Raw genomic sequence first — 15,935 nt, forward strand, 5'->3', positions numbered from 1 at the left:
GACAAGGGTCAGCACGCGCATGCTCAAAAGCCTCTTGACGCGTCATCGGCGTCAGGGCAGCTTGCCGATCGTGATCAGACGGTTGAAGATGAGCAGACGCGAAATCCAGACGACCTCGTCGTCGAAGGTGGCGGTCGGCGTCCTGCTGACGAAGTCGACATTGGCCATATTCATTCCGCCGTTCGTCAACTGGTTGTCCTGCTCGTCGGCGTCGGCGCCGGCGGGTAGCTGCGCCCCTTGCGGAGTGAACGCGCCGTTGCCGTTCTTGCCGTGGGAAACAATCACCACCGGCAGCTGCGCGGCGATCACCCCTCCCACGGGAGCGCCGGCGACCGCGCGCACGTTGAGGGTACCTGTGGAACAGAGAACGAAGGCCGTATTCAGCGGATTGGCGGCCGTACACGGCGCCGGCCAGCCGAATGCTGGTGGCGTCGCCGGCGCCACACTCGAGGCGAATTGCTGCGTCACCCGATAGCTATAGCGACGCCCCCAGGCGTCGGTCTCCTTGACGCCCAGCGTCACCCACGGCAAGACGCCGACCTCGGTGGCAGCGCCATTGAGGTCGGTGCAGCGACCATTCACCAGAGGAGCAAGCTCGCTGCCGGCATTGCCCGCATCACTCACCAGCGTCGCCGCAGCTGGGCACGGCAGGCGGCCGTTGGCCGCGACGAAACCGAGCAGCGCTTCGCGTATTTCCGCCATCGCCGCCCGGGTATCAGCCCGGTTGCGAATATCGATCTGGGCGGTCAGTGGGACCAGCAGGCTGCCGACCAGCAGCGCGACGATGACCAGCACCACCGCCAGTTCGGTTAGGGTAAATCCGCCGGCGAGCGGTGGCCGGCACGCCTCGCGGCTCACGGCAGGCATCGGAGCAGGTCCCTGGTTGGCGCGTCGGGGTCGAAAGCCAGGGCACCGCTGAAGGCGACGACGCTGGCGATCGGGACGGCGAACCACGTCGCAGCAATATACGCGTTCAGAAGTGCGGTGATCATGGGAGGACGATGTCCCTGGTGCTGTTGCCGATCGTGATCCTGGCCGAGCTTGCGCTCAATCGCCGATAGACAACGAGGGGCAACCAGCCATTGGCATTGAGCCAGCCGAGCGGCGGCGGTGTCGGGCCCGACTGCGACGGGTCGACCAGGAGCAGGTCATTGTAGGGCAGACCGCCGGTGGCCTGGTTGATGTCGGCGTGGCCGTCGCCGTCAGTGTCGGCCCATGGAAACGTGCCGTTGTCGGCAAAATACTTACGCAAGCCCCATGTCGGCGGAGTCGCCTCCGGACCACTTATTTCGCTCAGCACCCGCTGATTCACGGTGCGGAACACGTCGCCTCGGGTGACCGCCAACGCCCGGTCGTTGAAGATCAACGTCGGCGGCCCGGAAACGTAGGCGTTATCACCGTCGTTATTGCTGCCATCAAGGAAATCGCTTACGGCGTTGCCCGGCCGACCGGTCTGAGTCGGCAGAGGCTCACCAGGCGAGAAGATGATCGCCGCCACGTCAGGTGTGCCGTTGAGCGTCAGTTCCACGGCCGTCTCGGCGTTGATCGGCTCGGCCGAATTGTCGTCGCGCAGCGCGGGCGCCAGCGCGTACCAAAGGAGTACCCCCGCGCTATCGCGCAAGTCGCCGACTTTCAAGGTCGACCAGGGCAAACGACCGATGTACGTGGGGCAGTTATTGCCTACGAGGAGTGGCGACACACCATCTTCGTCCAGTGCCGGGCAGGGCAGGCTGCCGGGCCGGTTGCCATCGCTGGCGGCTCGGCCCACCAGCGCGTCCCGAACGTCGGCGAGCGCCGCCGCGCGCTGCTCGTTCGCCAGCCGCATTTGCGTTCCACTCAGCTGGCCGACGAACAAATAAAGACCCCAGAGCACCAGGAGCACCAGCATGGCCATCAGCGCGACGCCTTTCTGCTGTCCCTTGCGGCCAGCAGCAGCGCCGCGCCGGCAGCAGGCGTGCCGCGTGCGGCACGGGCACGGGCACGGACACGGTGACGGCTGATTTGCGGGAAGCGGCGGCGGGCGCATGCCTATTTCGCCCCTGCCGACCGCGACGGCACGCGTAGCTCGCCGCCATTGAGCAGGTCGGTCGCTTCGCCGGTGTTGCGGTTGACGGTCTGTCCGACGCGCGCTCTGGCCGCCGGAGAATCGCTGGATTCGATCAGTACCTGGCCTGGGTCACCTGGTCGCGGAATGACCGTCAGACCGCTCGACTGTTCATTGTCGTTCAGCGGGCTGCCATTGACCCACGCCGTGCGGCGGCCACTGCTACGCGTGACAATGCCGTTGATGGTCAGCGTCGGATCGGCCGGGAGCTGTTGCTGGTCGACGATATTCAGCTCGCGCTGGCGGTCGAGTTGCTGCCGGCGCTCGGGAGCGAAAAACAGTCTGCCGAGGCCGTCGTCGGCCACGGCGGCGATCGGACACGCCGCCAGCAACGGCAGGCTGCTGCGCAGCACTACCGCGAGGAGCATACTGGCGTGCGGAGAAATCCGGGACATCGGTTGTTCTACCTCTATCGTGCGGTCTGGCTGTCGTGCTCTCTATTTCCGACGCATATCGTGCAAAGTCAGCCAGTCGATTTCGCAATTGGCGGACAAATTTGCTCGACCACTGCTGCGATCCTCACTGGTCGCCGGCAGGCGCGCGACCTGGCAACTCCTGACCCGGACCAGGGCCCTCGCCTGGCTACGCAAGTCGCTGATCAGCCGCGAGAGATCTTCCTCATGCAGCAGCTTCAGTTGTACTTTCATGGCGCTGGCGAAGAAGGCGAAGTGGTCACCTGGCTTGCCGTCGAGCTGGCGCTGCGGCGAAATCTCGTACTGAAGATCGATCAGGCGGTGCTTATCACGAAGTTCCTTCAGCAGTTCGACCCAGTCCAGACGTTGCTCATCGCCAATGATGCCACGCTCCTGCAGCTTGTTGAAGACAATCGACTTCTGCTTGACCTCGCTCTCCTCCTGGCGGACCTGCTTGAGCTTGCCATCGGCCTCCTGAAGTTGCGTTCTGACGACCAAGCGGGCGCCTTGCACGCTGTCCTTGGCCTGTTCCGTGAGATACAGCGCAACGACCCCGACGGCGACCATCAGCACCGCCAGGACAATGCTTGGCTGCAGCTTGCGAAGGTCGGTGCGAGCGAATTTCATGACTCGATATTGCGCCGGATCTGCACTTCGAAAGCCCGCGGCAACTGTTCCTCGGCAGCGCCAGAACCACCCTTGAGCGACTTGCCCGACTCGACGTCAAACGGCTGCTGCTGCACCTCAACCTGCAATTTCGAGTTGTCGCTCACCTGCCAGTCGATGGCGTCGAGCTCGAATGCCGGCACAGGTCCTCGAGAGGCGCGGCGATTTCACGGTACAACGCGGTCCGGGCACAAGTGCTGTTCGGCTCCAGCTCGCGGTAGCGGCGCTGACCTGACGCAACGGGACTCGTCTGGTCGGCCCCACGGCCTCGGCCGGCAAGGTTGACGCCTGCCTAAGGCTCCATAGCGCCGATGGCCAGCCCCGCTCCGCGCCGTTTCTGCTTGCGAACTTCGGACCTCCCCGCTTGAGCCGCTGTGAGGTCCCCCGCAGGTACCGACAAAACCGACAAGAAAGAAGTTCCCCGAGAAACAAGTACACTGATCAACAACATCTCTCTCTTCCCCACCCCAAGATGACCCGCACCTAAAACGTTGCAACCGTAGACAAAAACACGAACAGGGAAACCCGCAGGAACTTTAAGAATACTGTAAGGGAGAATTTCCCACACCCCGCGCCCACGTAGCAGCCATAAATGGTAGTTGTGGCGTAGCTCATCGTCGGCAAACTGCGAACGTGGCGGATCGGTAGCCAGCAGATTCAGGAACAAGGGCTCGCAGTGGGTATTTTCCGGAAGTGCCTTGAGGCCACAAAGGCGCGCGCTTTCCTCGATATCGAGAATGGCGAAGACCAGGGTATCGCGGTCGATGCAACTGCTTTCGATGGCCTTGCGAGTGTTGGCGTGCGCCAGCAAATAGGCGACCAGTGGCTGCTGGCGGCCGATCAGGCGCTGGCTGACCAGATACTGTTGCAGCTTGGCGGCCTCGCTGGCGAAGGTCTGCGCGATACCGCCGATACTGCTGTTGGTGAGCGGTGTCAGGCGGCTGAAATGCAGTTCGCCATTTTCCAGGTAGCTCTGACGAATGCTCTGATCCTGAATGCTCAGCAACAAACAGGGATCACGGGCGACGCCGAGCTTCTTGAGCAGCAAGGGTCCGAGCAAGGGCAACGAGTAAATTCCCGCCAGGGCTACTTCGGCGTTGGCCATGGCCGCCAGCCAGGGAGCGAAAAGCTCGTGGTTGGTGAACGCCGCGAGCAGGATGCGCTCGTCCTTGCGCCGGGATTTCTGGTGCCCCAGCGACAGCGATGCGCTCAGGCTGACGTTGAAAAAGAGCTGCCCGAGTTTGCGAGCGATGATCGCCCTTCGATCGCCGCCGCGCAGGAAGGGTATCGTTTCGATATGAAAGCCTTCTTCCGAAACGTTGGCGAGGATCGAGAAGATGCTTTTCGAGTGTTGCGCGAGATAGCCGGCGAAGGGCAGCGATCCGACGTTGCCGGCGTCGAACGAGCCCTCGGCGATCAGCACGCCGGCTTGCCAGTGGTAAGCAGACAGCTGATGGCCGTTGAGGTACAGGAGGCGGCGAGCGTGCATGTCTCTAGGCCTTGATCTTGCTGATCACGTCGTAGACCGGCCCGAGAACCGACAGCATGATCCAGCCGAGCAGGCCGCCCATCACCACAGTGAGCATCGGCTCGATCAGCTGCTGCATTTTCTCGACCGATTCCTTGACGTCACGATTGTAGAAGTAACTGACATTGATCAGTGCGTCATCGAGCGCGCCGGTGTTTTCGCCAACTCGCAGCATGCGAATCACCAGCGGCGGGAAGAAGCCGGTGCTATGAAAAGCAGCGGTAACGTTCTGCCCTTCGCCGATCAGCTGCTCGACGCGCTCAAGACCACGGCGAATCACCAGATTGCCGACGACGTCCTGCGTGGTGCGGATCGATTCGAGGATCGGGATTCCCGACGCGTACAGCAGGGCAAAGGTGTTGGCAAAGCGCGACAGGACGATCTTGCGCAGGATGCTGCCGAGAATCGGCAAGCGCAGCTTGATCGCGTCGAAGCGGAAGCGCGCCAATGGATTGCTGTTCAGCAGCAACTTCAAAGCGACGGCAAGCAGCAGTGGCAGCAACAGAAACAAGTACCAGTAGGCGACCATCAGGTCGGAAATGAAGAACAGGACCAGCGTCTGCGTCGGCAGCACCTGCCCCATGTTCTTGACGAACATCTTGAGCTGCGGAACCATGTAAATCATCAGGAAGAACGTTGCGCCGAGGACGACCGCAGCGACGAACGCCGGATAGGCGAGCATCTTTTTGGTTTGCGAAGCGAGTTCGTCTTCCCACTTCAGCGATTCGTTCAGGCTCTGCAGAACTTCGGGCAGGCGGCCGGTCACTTCACCGGCGCGAATCAGGCTGACGAAGACGGTGTCGAAGACGCGGCGGTGGCCGGCCATCGCCTGCGAGAGCGTCTGGCCACCCTCGATCGATTCGACCAGGCTGGCGACCACTTCGCGAAAACGGGGGTGCTCGAGACTATCGCGCAGGTCGCTCAGACCTTCGATGACGGGTACGCCGGCGCGCACCAGTTGCTGCAGATGGAAGCAAAAATGAATCATTTCGCGCCGCGGCACACCGCCGCTGGCAAACAGGCCGCTGCGGTTGCTGACCGGTTCGCCGCTGACCAGGTCGAGTTCCATCCGCCGCAGGCGCATCTCGAGGTCCACCAGATTGAGCGCGTCGATCTTGCCGAGAGCCATTCTGCCCTCGGGATTGACCGCCTTGTAGGTGTAGAGCGGCACTGGTCCTACATCCGGTCGGTCAGATCCACCACCCGGCCGACTTCCTCGAGCGCGGTGGAGCCGTCGAGAACGCGCCGCAAGCCGTCGTCAGCGAGGGTGGCAAAGCCCTGCCGGCTGGCCAACGTCCGCATTTCACGAACGGTGCTGCGCCTGGCGATCAGTTCGTCCATGTCGCCGTTGATCCGCAGCAGTTCCATGATCGCCAAACGCCCGCGATAGCCCTGGAATTCGCAGCGCTCGCAGCCGCCCGGGCGGTAGATGACCGGCCGTGGCCCTTCGATCATGTTGCCCAGCAGGCGCGCCTCGTGCGCTTCGGCCTGGTAGGGAATCTTGCAGTGCAGGCACAAGCGTCGCACCAGTCGCTGCGCGATGATGCCGATGATGTTGCCGGCCATGATGTCGGGCAACACACCGATGTCGAGCAGGCGCGGAATGGCGCCAATTGCCGAATTGGTATGCAGCGTCGAATACACCTGGTGACCGGTCATTGCCGCACGCAGCGCCATCTCGGCAGTTTCGGCGTCGCGCACTTCGCCGACCAGAATGATGTCCGGATCCTGACGCATCATCGAACGGATGCCGTTGGCGAAATCGAGCTTCACCGATTCGGCGGCCGAGGTCTGCCTGACCAGCGTCATCGGGTACTCGACCGGGTCCTCGAGGGTCATGATGTTCACGCTCTCGGAGTTGATGTGGTTGAGCACCGAGTACAGGGTGGTCGTCTTGCCGCTACCGGTCGGACCGGTCACGAAGACAATTCCCTCCGGACGGGCGATCATCAACTTGAGCTGGTCAAGCTGCTTTTCGGCAAGCCCGAGACCTTCCAGCGGCACGATCCCCTTTTGCCGATCGAGAATTCGCAGAACGATATTCTCGCCGTGAATCGTCGGTTGCGCCGAAACGCGAAAATCGATCTGCCGACCACGCATATTGAGCGAAATGCGACCGTCCTGGGGAGCGCGCGTCTCGGCGATGTTCATTCCCGAGAGCACCTTGATGCGCACCGCCATCGCCGGCCAGTAGGTTTTATGCAGCGAACGGATCTGCCGCAACATGCCGTCGATACGATAACGGATTCGCAAAAAACTCGCTTCGGGCTCGAAGTGGATATCGGACGCGTCGCGCTTGACGGCGTCGGTCAGCACCGAATCGATCAGGCGCACCACCGGCTGACTGTATTCGTCGGCAGACGACTGCAGGCCACGAAAGTCGATCTCGCCGGTCTCGATTTCGTGCAGGATGCCGTCGATCGACAGTTCGTGACCGTAGTACTGGTCGATCGCCCGATCGATCTCGGTCTCGCCGGCGAGCAAAGTATCGATCTCGATCTCGTCACCAGAGAGACCGCGGATTCGGTCGAGCGCAACGATGTCGTTGATGTCGGCGATGGCCACCGTCAGACGGTGGTTTTCGGCATCGTAGTCCAGCGGCAGCAGGTGGTGCCGCTTGGCAAGATCGCGCGGGACGTATTTCAGCGACGCGGGGTCGATGATCGCTTTCGACAAATCGACGCTCTGCTTGCCCAGACTCTCCGAGAGGGCATCACGCAAGGTCGCCTCGGAGACGAAACCGAGCAGCACCAGCAGCTTGCCGATCGGCCGATTGGCCTTCATCTGCTCGAGCAGCGCGATGCGCAGCTGATCTTCGCTGAGGATGCCCTTGCTGATCAGGATCTGACCCAGCGGCCGCGAATGCGTCTGCGTCTGCGTCACCGGAGCATTCATGATCGCCTCGACTTGAAGCTCAGCGACAGCGCTCGCCGAGCGCGGCACGAATCACGGTTGCAGTTCAAAGAGGCGCTTCTCTGCCGCATGCTGGTCGAAGGCACTGGGCCACGTTGTCGCAGCGCTCAAGGCCATCCTGTAGTACTGCGCCGCCAGCTTTGTCTGGCGCAGGTGGTCAAGGCTGACCGCGACGTTAAAAACGTAATCGGCGTTGCCTGGCTCGAGCGCGTAGGCCTGGAAATAGGCTTGCTGGGCGTCGTTCCAGCGTTGCTGCCGGGCGTACTGGTTGCCCAGCGCGAAATAAAGCGCCGGCGATTGTGGCTGGCTGGCGAGCAAGGTCTTCAGCCGGCTTTCGGACTGCCCCGCGTCACCGCCGCTGCGCAGGTCGCTCAGCGCCGCCTGCGCGGTGACATCGGTCGGGTCGGATTCGAGTACCCGCAGATAGAAGGCCTGGGCACGTTCGAGTTGCCCCTGGCGAGCGGCAATTGCCGCCACTCCCAACAGCGCGTCGGCGTTCCTCGGATCGCCGCGCAGAACCTGTTCGTAGCCCCGCAGAGCATCGTCCAGCCGGTCCGCCTGCCACGCCTGGTAGGCGCGGTTGAGCGTCTGGGCCTGCTGCTGCCGACCGTTGCTGCGTTGAAAAACCTCCCCCTGCCCGCTGCGCGGAGCGCTGGCCGCGCGTTGCGCCGGCGACGACCGCGCCGCCGCTCTCGCTGGCGGTGGTGCCGGCGGCGCCAGCGAGGCCGCGGCCGGCTCGCGCTCGGGCGGCACGGGCGCGGCGGCGGCTAGCGGCGCCGCGCTGGCGGGCTCGGTCGCGCTGGCTGGCAACGCCGGTGGCGGTCGCGTTGTCGTCGGAGCCGCCAGAGAGCCACCAGCGATCGACTGCAGCTGCCACCAGAAATAGCCGCCGATAGCCAGGCCGGCGACGCCGATCAGGCCCAGGAACAACCATAGTGACGTCCGCGAGCGCGGTAGTTGCTTGACGGCAAAGACGTTTCGCGCCGCATCGCGCTCGGCGGCCTGACGACGGCCAAGGTCGGCGCGCTGCGCGTCCAGCCTGGCCGCGTGCCGCGAAGCGGTCCGCTCGGCGGCAGCCAGGTCGGAATCGACGGCAGCGAGCTCCTCGGAAAGCGACGGCGGCGGCGCCGAGGCTGACGGACTTTCCAGAGGATCGAGGCGCAATTCTGACGACGACGCAGCAGGCGCCGGGCGACCGCCCGCGCTGTTCTGGCGCTTCGCTTCTTCAGCGCGCCGCAGCGCGTCCATCAGCAGGCTCACTGCCGCGCTCCCGCGTTCTGTTCGGGCAGCGAGAACGGCCGGTACACCTGATCGGTCCTGAAGAAATCCTTGCCCGGCAGAGTCTCCTTGAAGCTGGCAAAGTCGCCTTCGATCGACGCGTCCTTGATCACCGTCGGGCGGATCAGAACGACCAGCTCGGACTTCGACGACGAGTTGGCGCGCGTGTTGAACACTTCGCCGAAGAAAGGAATATCGCCCAAGCCGGGCAAGCGCCCGGTGCGGTTGTCGAGGCGATCTTCCATCAGCCCCCCGAGAACCGCGATGTCGCCACTCTGCACGCGCATCATCGACTCGATCTCGCGCATCCGGATCTGCGGCACGAGGTTCTTGATGTTGTTCTTGGCAAGGTCGGGATTGGGGTCCTGCTTCAGTTCGGCAATACTCGAAATCGACGGCCGGACGTTCAGGGTAATCGTGCCGTTTTCGCTGATCTGCGGCGTCAGGCTCATGAAGAAGCCGATCGAGACCGATTGTGGCGTCGTCGTCGTCGTCACCGTCGCGTTGGTATTCGGCCCGCCGGGAACGGAATCCTGCTTGACGCTGAAATAGACGAAGTCCTCGGAAACCTTGAGCGTTGCCGTCTGGTTATTGAGTACCGCCAGTTTCGGACTCGAGAGGACCTTGACGGTTCCGAAAGCGCGCAGCAGGTCCACCGTCGCCAGCAAGCTCAGCGGGTTCAGGTTGTTGTACTTGATAATGTAGGGCGTTACCGCGCTGGGAACGTTGGTCGTCAGCGCCGGTTTGCTGACGCTGTACTCGCTGCCGCTGGTCAGACGACTCCACTCGATTCCTTGCTGGTAACCATCGCTCAGCGCGACTTCGATGATCGTCGCCTCGATCAACACCTGCCGCCGGGCGCCGCTCATCACCCGATCGAGGAACTCCTGGACTTTTTCGTGCTGTCGCGACGTCGCCCTGACGTTGATCACCCCGGCTTCCGGATTGGCAATCACCGACGCAGCTTCCCGGAAGGTCATCCGCTTGACGACCGTCGCGCCGGAGTTCTGCAGTGTCGCCGGATTTGGGCTGCCGGCCAGCGTCTGCGCCAGTTGGCTGGCGCGAGTGGTGGTAGCGCCTGCCGAAGCAGCGGCGGCGCCGGTACCGGTGGTGCTCTGTGAGGCGCTTTGCTCGGTCACCGTTTCGGTCGAACCTTCCGGAAAGATCTTGTCCGTTTCGTGCAACAGGTCCTTCAAATTCTTCTCGAGAGACGCCCAGAAACGGTTCGTCGATTTGTTCTCGATCTGAATACGAGAGGTGTTGCCACTGCCCGCGGCACCGCCGCCGGTGGCCAGCGCACTGGTCGAAATCTGCGTATTGGTCGACACCGTACCGGTCACTTCGCGAGCAATATTGACGTAGTCGACCCGGTAGTTCTTGAGGTAGGGGGTGTCGGGCATCACGGCCAGGTTGGGGCCATCGAGTTCGAAGCGCATGTCGACCTGCTTGGCAATGCGGCTGAGAAGCTGTGGCAGCGTCTGGTCGATCGCGTTGAGCGTCACCACGCCGCTTATTCCGGGGTGGATATCGACGTTCAGCTTGGCGTCGCGGGCGAGGGCGAACAGCAGATCGTGAACGCTGACGCTGTTGACCACGACGCTATAGGTTTCGGTCCGGCCGCTTGTTCTTGGCGGCGGCAGCGAGACGCTTTGTTGAACCGGTGGCGGAATGCTTCCCTGCGTAGGGGCGACACTGTCGCTCTGCAGATGTCCGGCCGCCGGCTGGCTGCTCATCATCGCCGGCGCACAGGCGCCAAGGAGGAGCGCAAGAAAGCCGATACCAAGAATTCCAGGAATTCGCAGGGACACGCTCAAGCTCGCTCCGGTTAAAGTTCAAGTTCATCATACCACGTCAGAACTTCGCGACAAGTGCATGATTTTTATTGTGTTCGAGCCACCCAATCGAGCCGCTGCCGGGCCCTCGCTCAGCGCAACTTGCTGACGGCCCGGACGTAGGGCTTGCTCGCCGGGCTGATCTCTTCCAGCCTGGCCAAGGCGGCGTTCGCTTGCGCACGCGAGCGATAGTCGCCGTAAATGACTCCCAGCCGCGCCCGCCCGCTCAAGGTCGAACGATAGACTCGAACGTGCTGCAAATCGAGCGCCGCCGCGTTCCTGGCAATGAAATCAATAACTTCTTTCTCGCTGCTGGCGTCGACGTTGAGCAACTGTATGAAGTAATTCGAATCCGGCGCCGTCTCCAGCCAGCTCCTGGTGGCGAGCAGCCGCTCGTTCAAGGTCACCGGCTGGGCCACGGCGGCTGCAGCGAGCGCTGCCGACGCCGCGGCGCTGGTCGCCGGCAAAGCCACCGCCGAGACGCCGGCAGGCGCTGTCGACGCGGCCGCTGCCGGCGGCTCCGCAGGCTGCTCTGGCGCGTGCTCGGTCGCCGTCATTGCCGCGCTGGCCGGCGCCGCGGCACTTGGCGCCGCCACCTGGATGCTGCCGGCGTTCCGAGCACCGGCGATGTAGGCCAGACCGCTGAACACGATAATCGCCAGCGCCGCGCTGGCCCACGGCCACCAGACGCCACGCGGGCGACTGATACGCCCGAAATCGGCGTCGCGAATCGCCGCCCGCACCTGCCGGCAACCGATCTGGTGAACGCCCTGCGAGTAGGCGACGAGCAGCGCCTTGTCGGCAAGAATATTGATCCGCCGGCTGAGCCCCTCGGAGGCCTTGCTGATCATCTGAACCGCTCGCTTGGTGAACAGGTCGGGGCCACGGTAGCCGGCGGCTCGCAAGCGAAACATCAGATACACCGCGATGTCGCTGCGCAGCAGCGGCGCCAGCTTGAAACTGTGCGTGATGCGGTCGTTGAGCTGACGCATCGCCGTCTGACGGAGGCGCTGATCGAGTTCCGGCTGTGCGAAAAGGACGATCTGGAGCAGCTTGTGCTGCTTCGATTCCAGGTTCGAAAGCAGGCGTATCTCCTCGAGCGCTTCCGGTGGCATGGCGTGCGCCTCGTCGATCAGCGCCACGACCTGGCGACCCGCCGCGTAGATTTCCAGGAGGCGCGTCTGCAGCGCGCGTAACACCAGCTGACTGCGCCCTTCCGGCAGCGGGATGCGGAGTTCGTCGGCGACGGCGAAGAGAATCTCGTCGCGCGACAGCATCGGGTTGGCCAGATAGACGGTCTCGACGTTGTCCGGCAGCTTCTCGAGCAGCATCCGGCAGAGCATCGTCTTGCCGCTACCGACCTCGCCGCTGACCTTGACGATTCCTTCGTCGTGGGTGATCGCATAGATCAACGCTTCGAGGGTCGCCCCACGGTTGGCACCGGCGAAAAAGAACTCGGTGTGCGGCGTGATGCGAAAAGGCGCTTCCCGCAGGCCGAAATGCTCAAGATACATCAGGGCTCCCGCGCCGCCGATTCCATGCGGTTGTAGAGCGTCGTGCGGTGGATTCCGAGCAGGCGCGCGGCCTGACTGACATTGCCATGCGCCAGCTTCAAGGCGGCCTCAATGTAGCCGCGCTCGGTCGCGTCGAGCAGGCCATCGAGGCTGAAAGGCTCGCGCTGCCGCAGACGCTCCGTCGCCACGCTGATGATCGCGTCGCCAGCCTCGTCGATCGCCGTGGCCGCGCTGGCGACGGCGAACAGCGGCTCATCGGGCAGATCCAGCTCGCCTTCGAGCGCGCCGACGTCGACCGTCTGCTCGGCGTAGCGGGTGGCCAGACGGATGACGATGTTGCGCAACTCGCGCACATTGCCCGGAAAAGCGTAGGCCAGCCACAGCGATTTCGCCTCAGCCGACAGGCTGAATGGCAGCAAGTGTGTTTGCCCGGCGTAGAGTTGCCGAAAGTGCTCGAGCAGGAGCAACTTGTCGTCGCCCATTTCACGCAATGGCGGGGCGACGATCGAACAGACCGACAGACGGTGGTAAAGATCGGCCCGGAAGTTACCCGACCTGACTTCCTTGCGCAAATCGCGGTTGGTGGCGGCAATGATGCGCGCACGACTGACGCGCTGCTGTGTTTCGCCAACCCGCTGGTACTCGCCATTCTCCAGTACGCGCAGCAGCTTGGCCTGCAGTTCGAGCGCCAGCTCGCCGATCTCGTCAAGAAACAGGGTGCCGTCAGCGGCGTCTTCGAAATAGCCAGCCTTGCTGGCGACGGCGCCGGTAAACGCGCCTCTGGCGTAGCCGAATAGCGTCGCTTCAACGAGATTTGGCGAGATTGCCGCACAATTCAGCGCCAGGAATGGCTTGTCACGGCGACGCGTATCGTAATGCAGGCAGCCGGACGCGATGATCTCCTTACCACTGCCCGATTCACCCTCGATCAGCACTGCGAAAGGCAAGTCGGCGTACTGACGAAGCTGCACCCGCAATTTCTGGATCGCCAGACTTTCGCCGATCAACGACGACCGCCCATCGTTCTGGTGCCGCTGTTCATCGATCGAACGAAACGCCAGCGCATGCTTGAGGATCTGCTGCAGATCGCCCGGATCGCAAGGCTTGGCGACAAAATCCGCCGCGCCGAGGGTGCGCGCATGCCGCGCATTGCCATCCTCACTCTGCCCGGAGAGGACGACGATGCGGATTTCCGGGGCGATCTTGAGCAGATCTGAAATCAGCGCGAAACCCTCGTCGGGTCGATGCGGTAGCGGCGGTAGGCCCAGGTCGACCAGCGCCAGTTCGGGTGGCCGGCGCAACTGCCGCAGCAACTGCATGCAATGCGGGCGCGAGTGACTGCTGAGCACTTCGAAGAGCGGGCTCAGCGAAAAACTCAAGGTGTCGCAGATCAGCGCGTCGTCGTCTACGATCAGCAGAAGCGGCTTGTTGGTCGAGGAAGTTTCCGTCATGGCGAGCATGAAAAAGCGTGCTGTCCTTACAGGATGGCGTAACTGCCTATTGTTTCACCAGTATATTAGCACCAAGCAATTCACGAGGAGGGCGCGGGCGAGTCGCGTATAATGGCGCTTTTTTTCGTGGGATGCTGTAGTGTCTGCCGATAATCTTGTCGAGATCAAGGATCTTGATTTTGCCTACGACGATCGAGCGATCCTCAAGGGCATCAGCATGGAAATTCCGCGCGGCAAGGTCGTGGCCATCATGGGCGGCTCGGGTTGCGGCAAGACCACGCTACTGCGCCTGATCGGCGGCCAGCTCAAACCGAGCCGTGGTGAGGTGCTGGTCGACGGCCTGTCGGTGCCACGCTTGCGCGCTGATGAGCTGTACGCGCTGCGCCGACGCATGGGCATGCTGTTCCAGTTCGGCGCCTTGTTCACCGACATCTCGGTTTTCGACAACGTCGCCTACCAGATGCGCGAGCACACCAGCCTGCCGGAAGAGCTGATTCGCGACATGGTGCTGATGAAGCTCAATGCCGTTGGCCTGCGCGGAGCGCACCAACTGATGCCGGCCGAACTCTCCGGCGGCATGGCCAGGCGCGTCGCACTGGCACGGGCGATTTCGCTGGACCCAATGCTGATCATGTATGATGAGCCCTTCGCCGGTCTCGACCCGATCTCCCTGGGGGTCATTGGGCAACTGATCCGCAAACTGAATGACGCGCTCGGCGCGACGACGATCATGGTCACCCACGACATTCAGGAATCCTTGCTGATCGTTGACTACATCTATTTCATGTCCGACGGAAAAGTCGTCGCTCTCGGCACGCCCGACGAGATCAGGGCTTCGCGAGACCCCTTTGTCCACCAGTTCGTTTTCGCTCAAGCCGACGGACCGGTTCCCTTCCACTACCCTGCCGAGCCGCTTGCTCGGGACCTACTGGGGAAAGGCGCATGAGCAATCCGAGTAACGAGGGTCGGCGCAGTTCGCTGCTATCGGCGATCACCGGCCTGGGACACCGCGTCAATGAGGCGCTGCAGCGACTGGGTTTCGCGGCACGCTTCTTTGTCATGGTGCTGCTGTACTCGGGGCAGTCGTTCCGGCGCCTGCACCTGACGATTCGCGAACTCTATTTTTCGGGTTTCCAGTCGCTGCTGATCATCGTCGTCTCCGGACTTTTCATCGGCATGGTCCTCGGCATGCAGGGTTACGAAACACTGCAGCGCTACGGCTCCGCCGAGGCGCTCGGCGTTCTCGTAGCGTTGTCGCTGGTGCGCGAACTGGGCCCGGTCGTTGCTGCCCTGCTGTTTGCTTCGCGCGCGGGCTCTTCGATCACCGCCGAGATCGGCCTGATGAAGGCCACCGAACAGCTCACAGCGATGGACATGATGGCCGTCAACCCGATTGCCCGGGTGGTGGCGCCGCGTTTCTGGGGTGGTGTGATCTCGATGCCCTTGCTGGCGGCACTATTTTCAGCCGCGGGAGTCTTTGGCGGCTACCTGATCGGGGTGGTCTTCATTGGCGTCGACGAAGGCGCGTTCTGGTCGCAGATGCAGGCCTCGGTTGATTTTCGCTATGACATCTGCAGCGGCATCATCAAGAGCTTCGTCTTCGGTGTTGCGGTTTCGCTGATTGCCGTCTTCGAGGGTTACGATGCGGTACCGACCGCGGAAGGCGTCTCGAGCTCAATCAAGAGCACCGTCGTCCAGTCGGCACTGGCGATCCTGGCGCTCGACTTTGTACTAACCTCGTTCATGTTCCGGGAGGCTTGATGAGTCGCAAGTTGCTCGACCTGTGGGTCGGAATTTTTGTTGCCCTGGGGCTGGCTGGTGTGCTGTTCCTGGCGTTGAAGGTTGGCAACCTGGCAAGCGGCAACTTTGCCGAAACGTACCAGCTGACAGCCAATTTTGCTAACATCGGCGGCCTCAAGGTCAGGGCGCCGGTGAAGAGCGCGGGGGTCGTTGTCGGGCGCGTCGTCGATATCCATTTCGACCCGCAGGCCTACGAAGCAGTCGTAAGCGTCAGCATTGACGGCCGCTACAAGTTTCCCAAGGACACCTTCGCCCTGATCCTGACCGCCGGCCTGCTTGGCGAGCAGTACGTCGGCCTTGACCCGGGAGGCGACGAAAAGATGTTGGCCGCCAATGACGTCATCACCAAGACGCAGTCGGCGGTAGTCCTCGAAAGCCTGATCAGTCAGTTCATGTTCAACAAGGCGTCCGAAAGCCCGAGCGAACAATAGAAAGA

The 15,935-nt window shown here is 62.7% G+C and carries 16 protein-coding genes; 3 read left to right on the forward strand and 13 right to left on the reverse strand.

All coding sequences use genetic code 11. From position 1 onward, the window contains the following. Positions 1-51: 51 nt before the first annotated feature. From QZ656_RS05475 to QZ656_RS05535, 13 genes are all read right to left on the reverse strand, one after another. Complete coding sequence (locus QZ656_RS05475) at positions 52-867, reverse strand: prepilin-type N-terminal cleavage/methylation domain-containing protein (protein WP_291992443.1); 816 nt, start codon at positions 865-867, stop codon at positions 52-54. Continuing rightward, positions 855-992 carry a hypothetical protein gene (locus tag QZ656_RS05480; RefSeq protein ID WP_291992444.1) on the reverse strand — a complete coding sequence of 46 codons (138 nt, stop codon included), beginning with the start codon at positions 990-992 and terminating at the stop codon, positions 855-857. The genes QZ656_RS05475 and QZ656_RS05480 overlap by 13 nt, the downstream gene beginning before the upstream one ends. Further along, positions 989-1,894: a hypothetical protein gene (locus tag QZ656_RS05485; protein WP_291992445.1), complete on the reverse strand. Its 906-nt coding sequence runs from the start codon at positions 1,892-1,894 to the stop codon at positions 989-991. The genes QZ656_RS05480 and QZ656_RS05485 overlap by 4 nt, the downstream gene beginning before the upstream one ends. Positions 1,895-2,028: 134 nt before the next feature. Continuing rightward, complete coding sequence (locus QZ656_RS05490) at positions 2,029-2,499, reverse strand: hypothetical protein (RefSeq protein WP_291992446.1); 471 nt, start codon at positions 2,497-2,499, stop codon at positions 2,029-2,031. Positions 2,500-2,541: 42 nt separating this feature from the next. Then, on the reverse strand, positions 2,542-3,144 hold the full coding sequence (locus QZ656_RS05495; RefSeq protein WP_291992447.1) for a hypothetical protein: 603 nt from the start codon (positions 3,142-3,144) through the stop codon (positions 2,542-2,544). Further along, positions 3,141-3,326, reverse strand: a complete 186-nt coding sequence (locus tag QZ656_RS05500) for a hypothetical protein (RefSeq protein WP_291992448.1) — start codon at positions 3,324-3,326, stop codon at positions 3,141-3,143. The genes QZ656_RS05495 and QZ656_RS05500 overlap by 4 nt, the downstream gene beginning before the upstream one ends. A 149-nt stretch (positions 3,327-3,475) precedes the next feature. Beyond that, positions 3,476-4,672 (reverse strand): hypothetical protein, encoded by a 1,197-nt coding sequence (locus QZ656_RS05505; protein ID WP_291992449.1) that lies wholly within the window; start codon positions 4,670-4,672, stop codon positions 3,476-3,478. Positions 4,673-4,676: 4 nt separating this feature from the next. Then, entirely contained in the window at positions 4,677-5,882 is a 1,206-nt protein-coding gene (locus QZ656_RS05510) for a type II secretion system F family protein (RefSeq protein ID WP_291992450.1), read from the reverse strand. Between the two features lie 5 nt (positions 5,883-5,887). Beyond that, a complete protein-coding gene (locus tag QZ656_RS05515) occupies positions 5,888-7,606 on the reverse strand; it encodes a type II/IV secretion system protein (RefSeq protein WP_291992451.1) in 1,719 nt (572 codons plus the stop codon). Positions 7,607-7,657: 51 nt separating this feature from the next. Further along, the gene (locus QZ656_RS05520) at positions 7,658-8,884 is read right to left on the reverse strand and encodes a tetratricopeptide repeat protein (RefSeq protein WP_291992452.1); all 1,227 of its coding nucleotides are present in this window, start codon (positions 8,882-8,884) and stop codon (positions 7,658-7,660) included. Continuing rightward, the gene (locus QZ656_RS05525) at positions 8,881-10,710 is read right to left on the reverse strand and encodes a type II and III secretion system protein (protein ID WP_291992636.1); all 1,830 of its coding nucleotides are present in this window, start codon (positions 10,708-10,710) and stop codon (positions 8,881-8,883) included. The genes QZ656_RS05520 and QZ656_RS05525 overlap by 4 nt, the downstream gene beginning before the upstream one ends. A gap of 116 nt (positions 10,711-10,826) precedes the next feature. Next, positions 10,827-12,248 (reverse strand): AAA family ATPase, encoded by a 1,422-nt coding sequence (locus QZ656_RS05530; RefSeq protein ID WP_291992453.1) that lies wholly within the window; start codon positions 12,246-12,248, stop codon positions 10,827-10,829. Next, positions 12,248-13,708, reverse strand: coding sequence for a sigma-54 dependent transcriptional regulator (locus tag QZ656_RS05535; RefSeq protein WP_291992454.1), 1,461 nt, complete (start codon positions 13,706-13,708; stop codon positions 12,248-12,250). Before QZ656_RS05535 ends, QZ656_RS05530 begins: the two co-directional genes overlap by 1 nt. Before the next feature lie 130 nt (positions 13,709-13,838). Between QZ656_RS05535 and QZ656_RS05540 the strand changes: the two genes are divergently transcribed. The 3 genes from QZ656_RS05540 to mlaD are packed head-to-tail and all read left to right on the forward strand — an operon-like array spanning position 13,839 to position 15,930. Further along, entirely contained in the window at positions 13,839-14,645 is an 807-nt protein-coding gene (locus QZ656_RS05540; RefSeq protein WP_291992455.1) for an ABC transporter ATP-binding protein, read from the forward strand. Next, positions 14,642-15,460, forward strand: coding sequence for a lipid asymmetry maintenance ABC transporter permease subunit MlaE (gene mlaE / locus QZ656_RS05545; protein ID WP_291992456.1), 819 nt, complete (start codon positions 14,642-14,644; stop codon positions 15,458-15,460). The genes QZ656_RS05540 and mlaE overlap by 4 nt, the downstream gene beginning before the upstream one ends. Continuing rightward, positions 15,460-15,930, forward strand: coding sequence for an outer membrane lipid asymmetry maintenance protein MlaD (gene mlaD, locus QZ656_RS05550; RefSeq protein WP_291992457.1), 471 nt, complete (start codon positions 15,460-15,462; stop codon positions 15,928-15,930). Before mlaE ends, mlaD begins: the two co-directional genes overlap by 1 nt. Positions 15,931-15,935 lie beyond the last annotated feature (5 nt).

It is taken from the genome of Candidatus Accumulibacter sp. ACC003, assembly GCF_907163085.1.
Classification (GTDB): Bacteria; Pseudomonadota; Gammaproteobacteria; order Burkholderiales; family Rhodocyclaceae; genus Accumulibacter.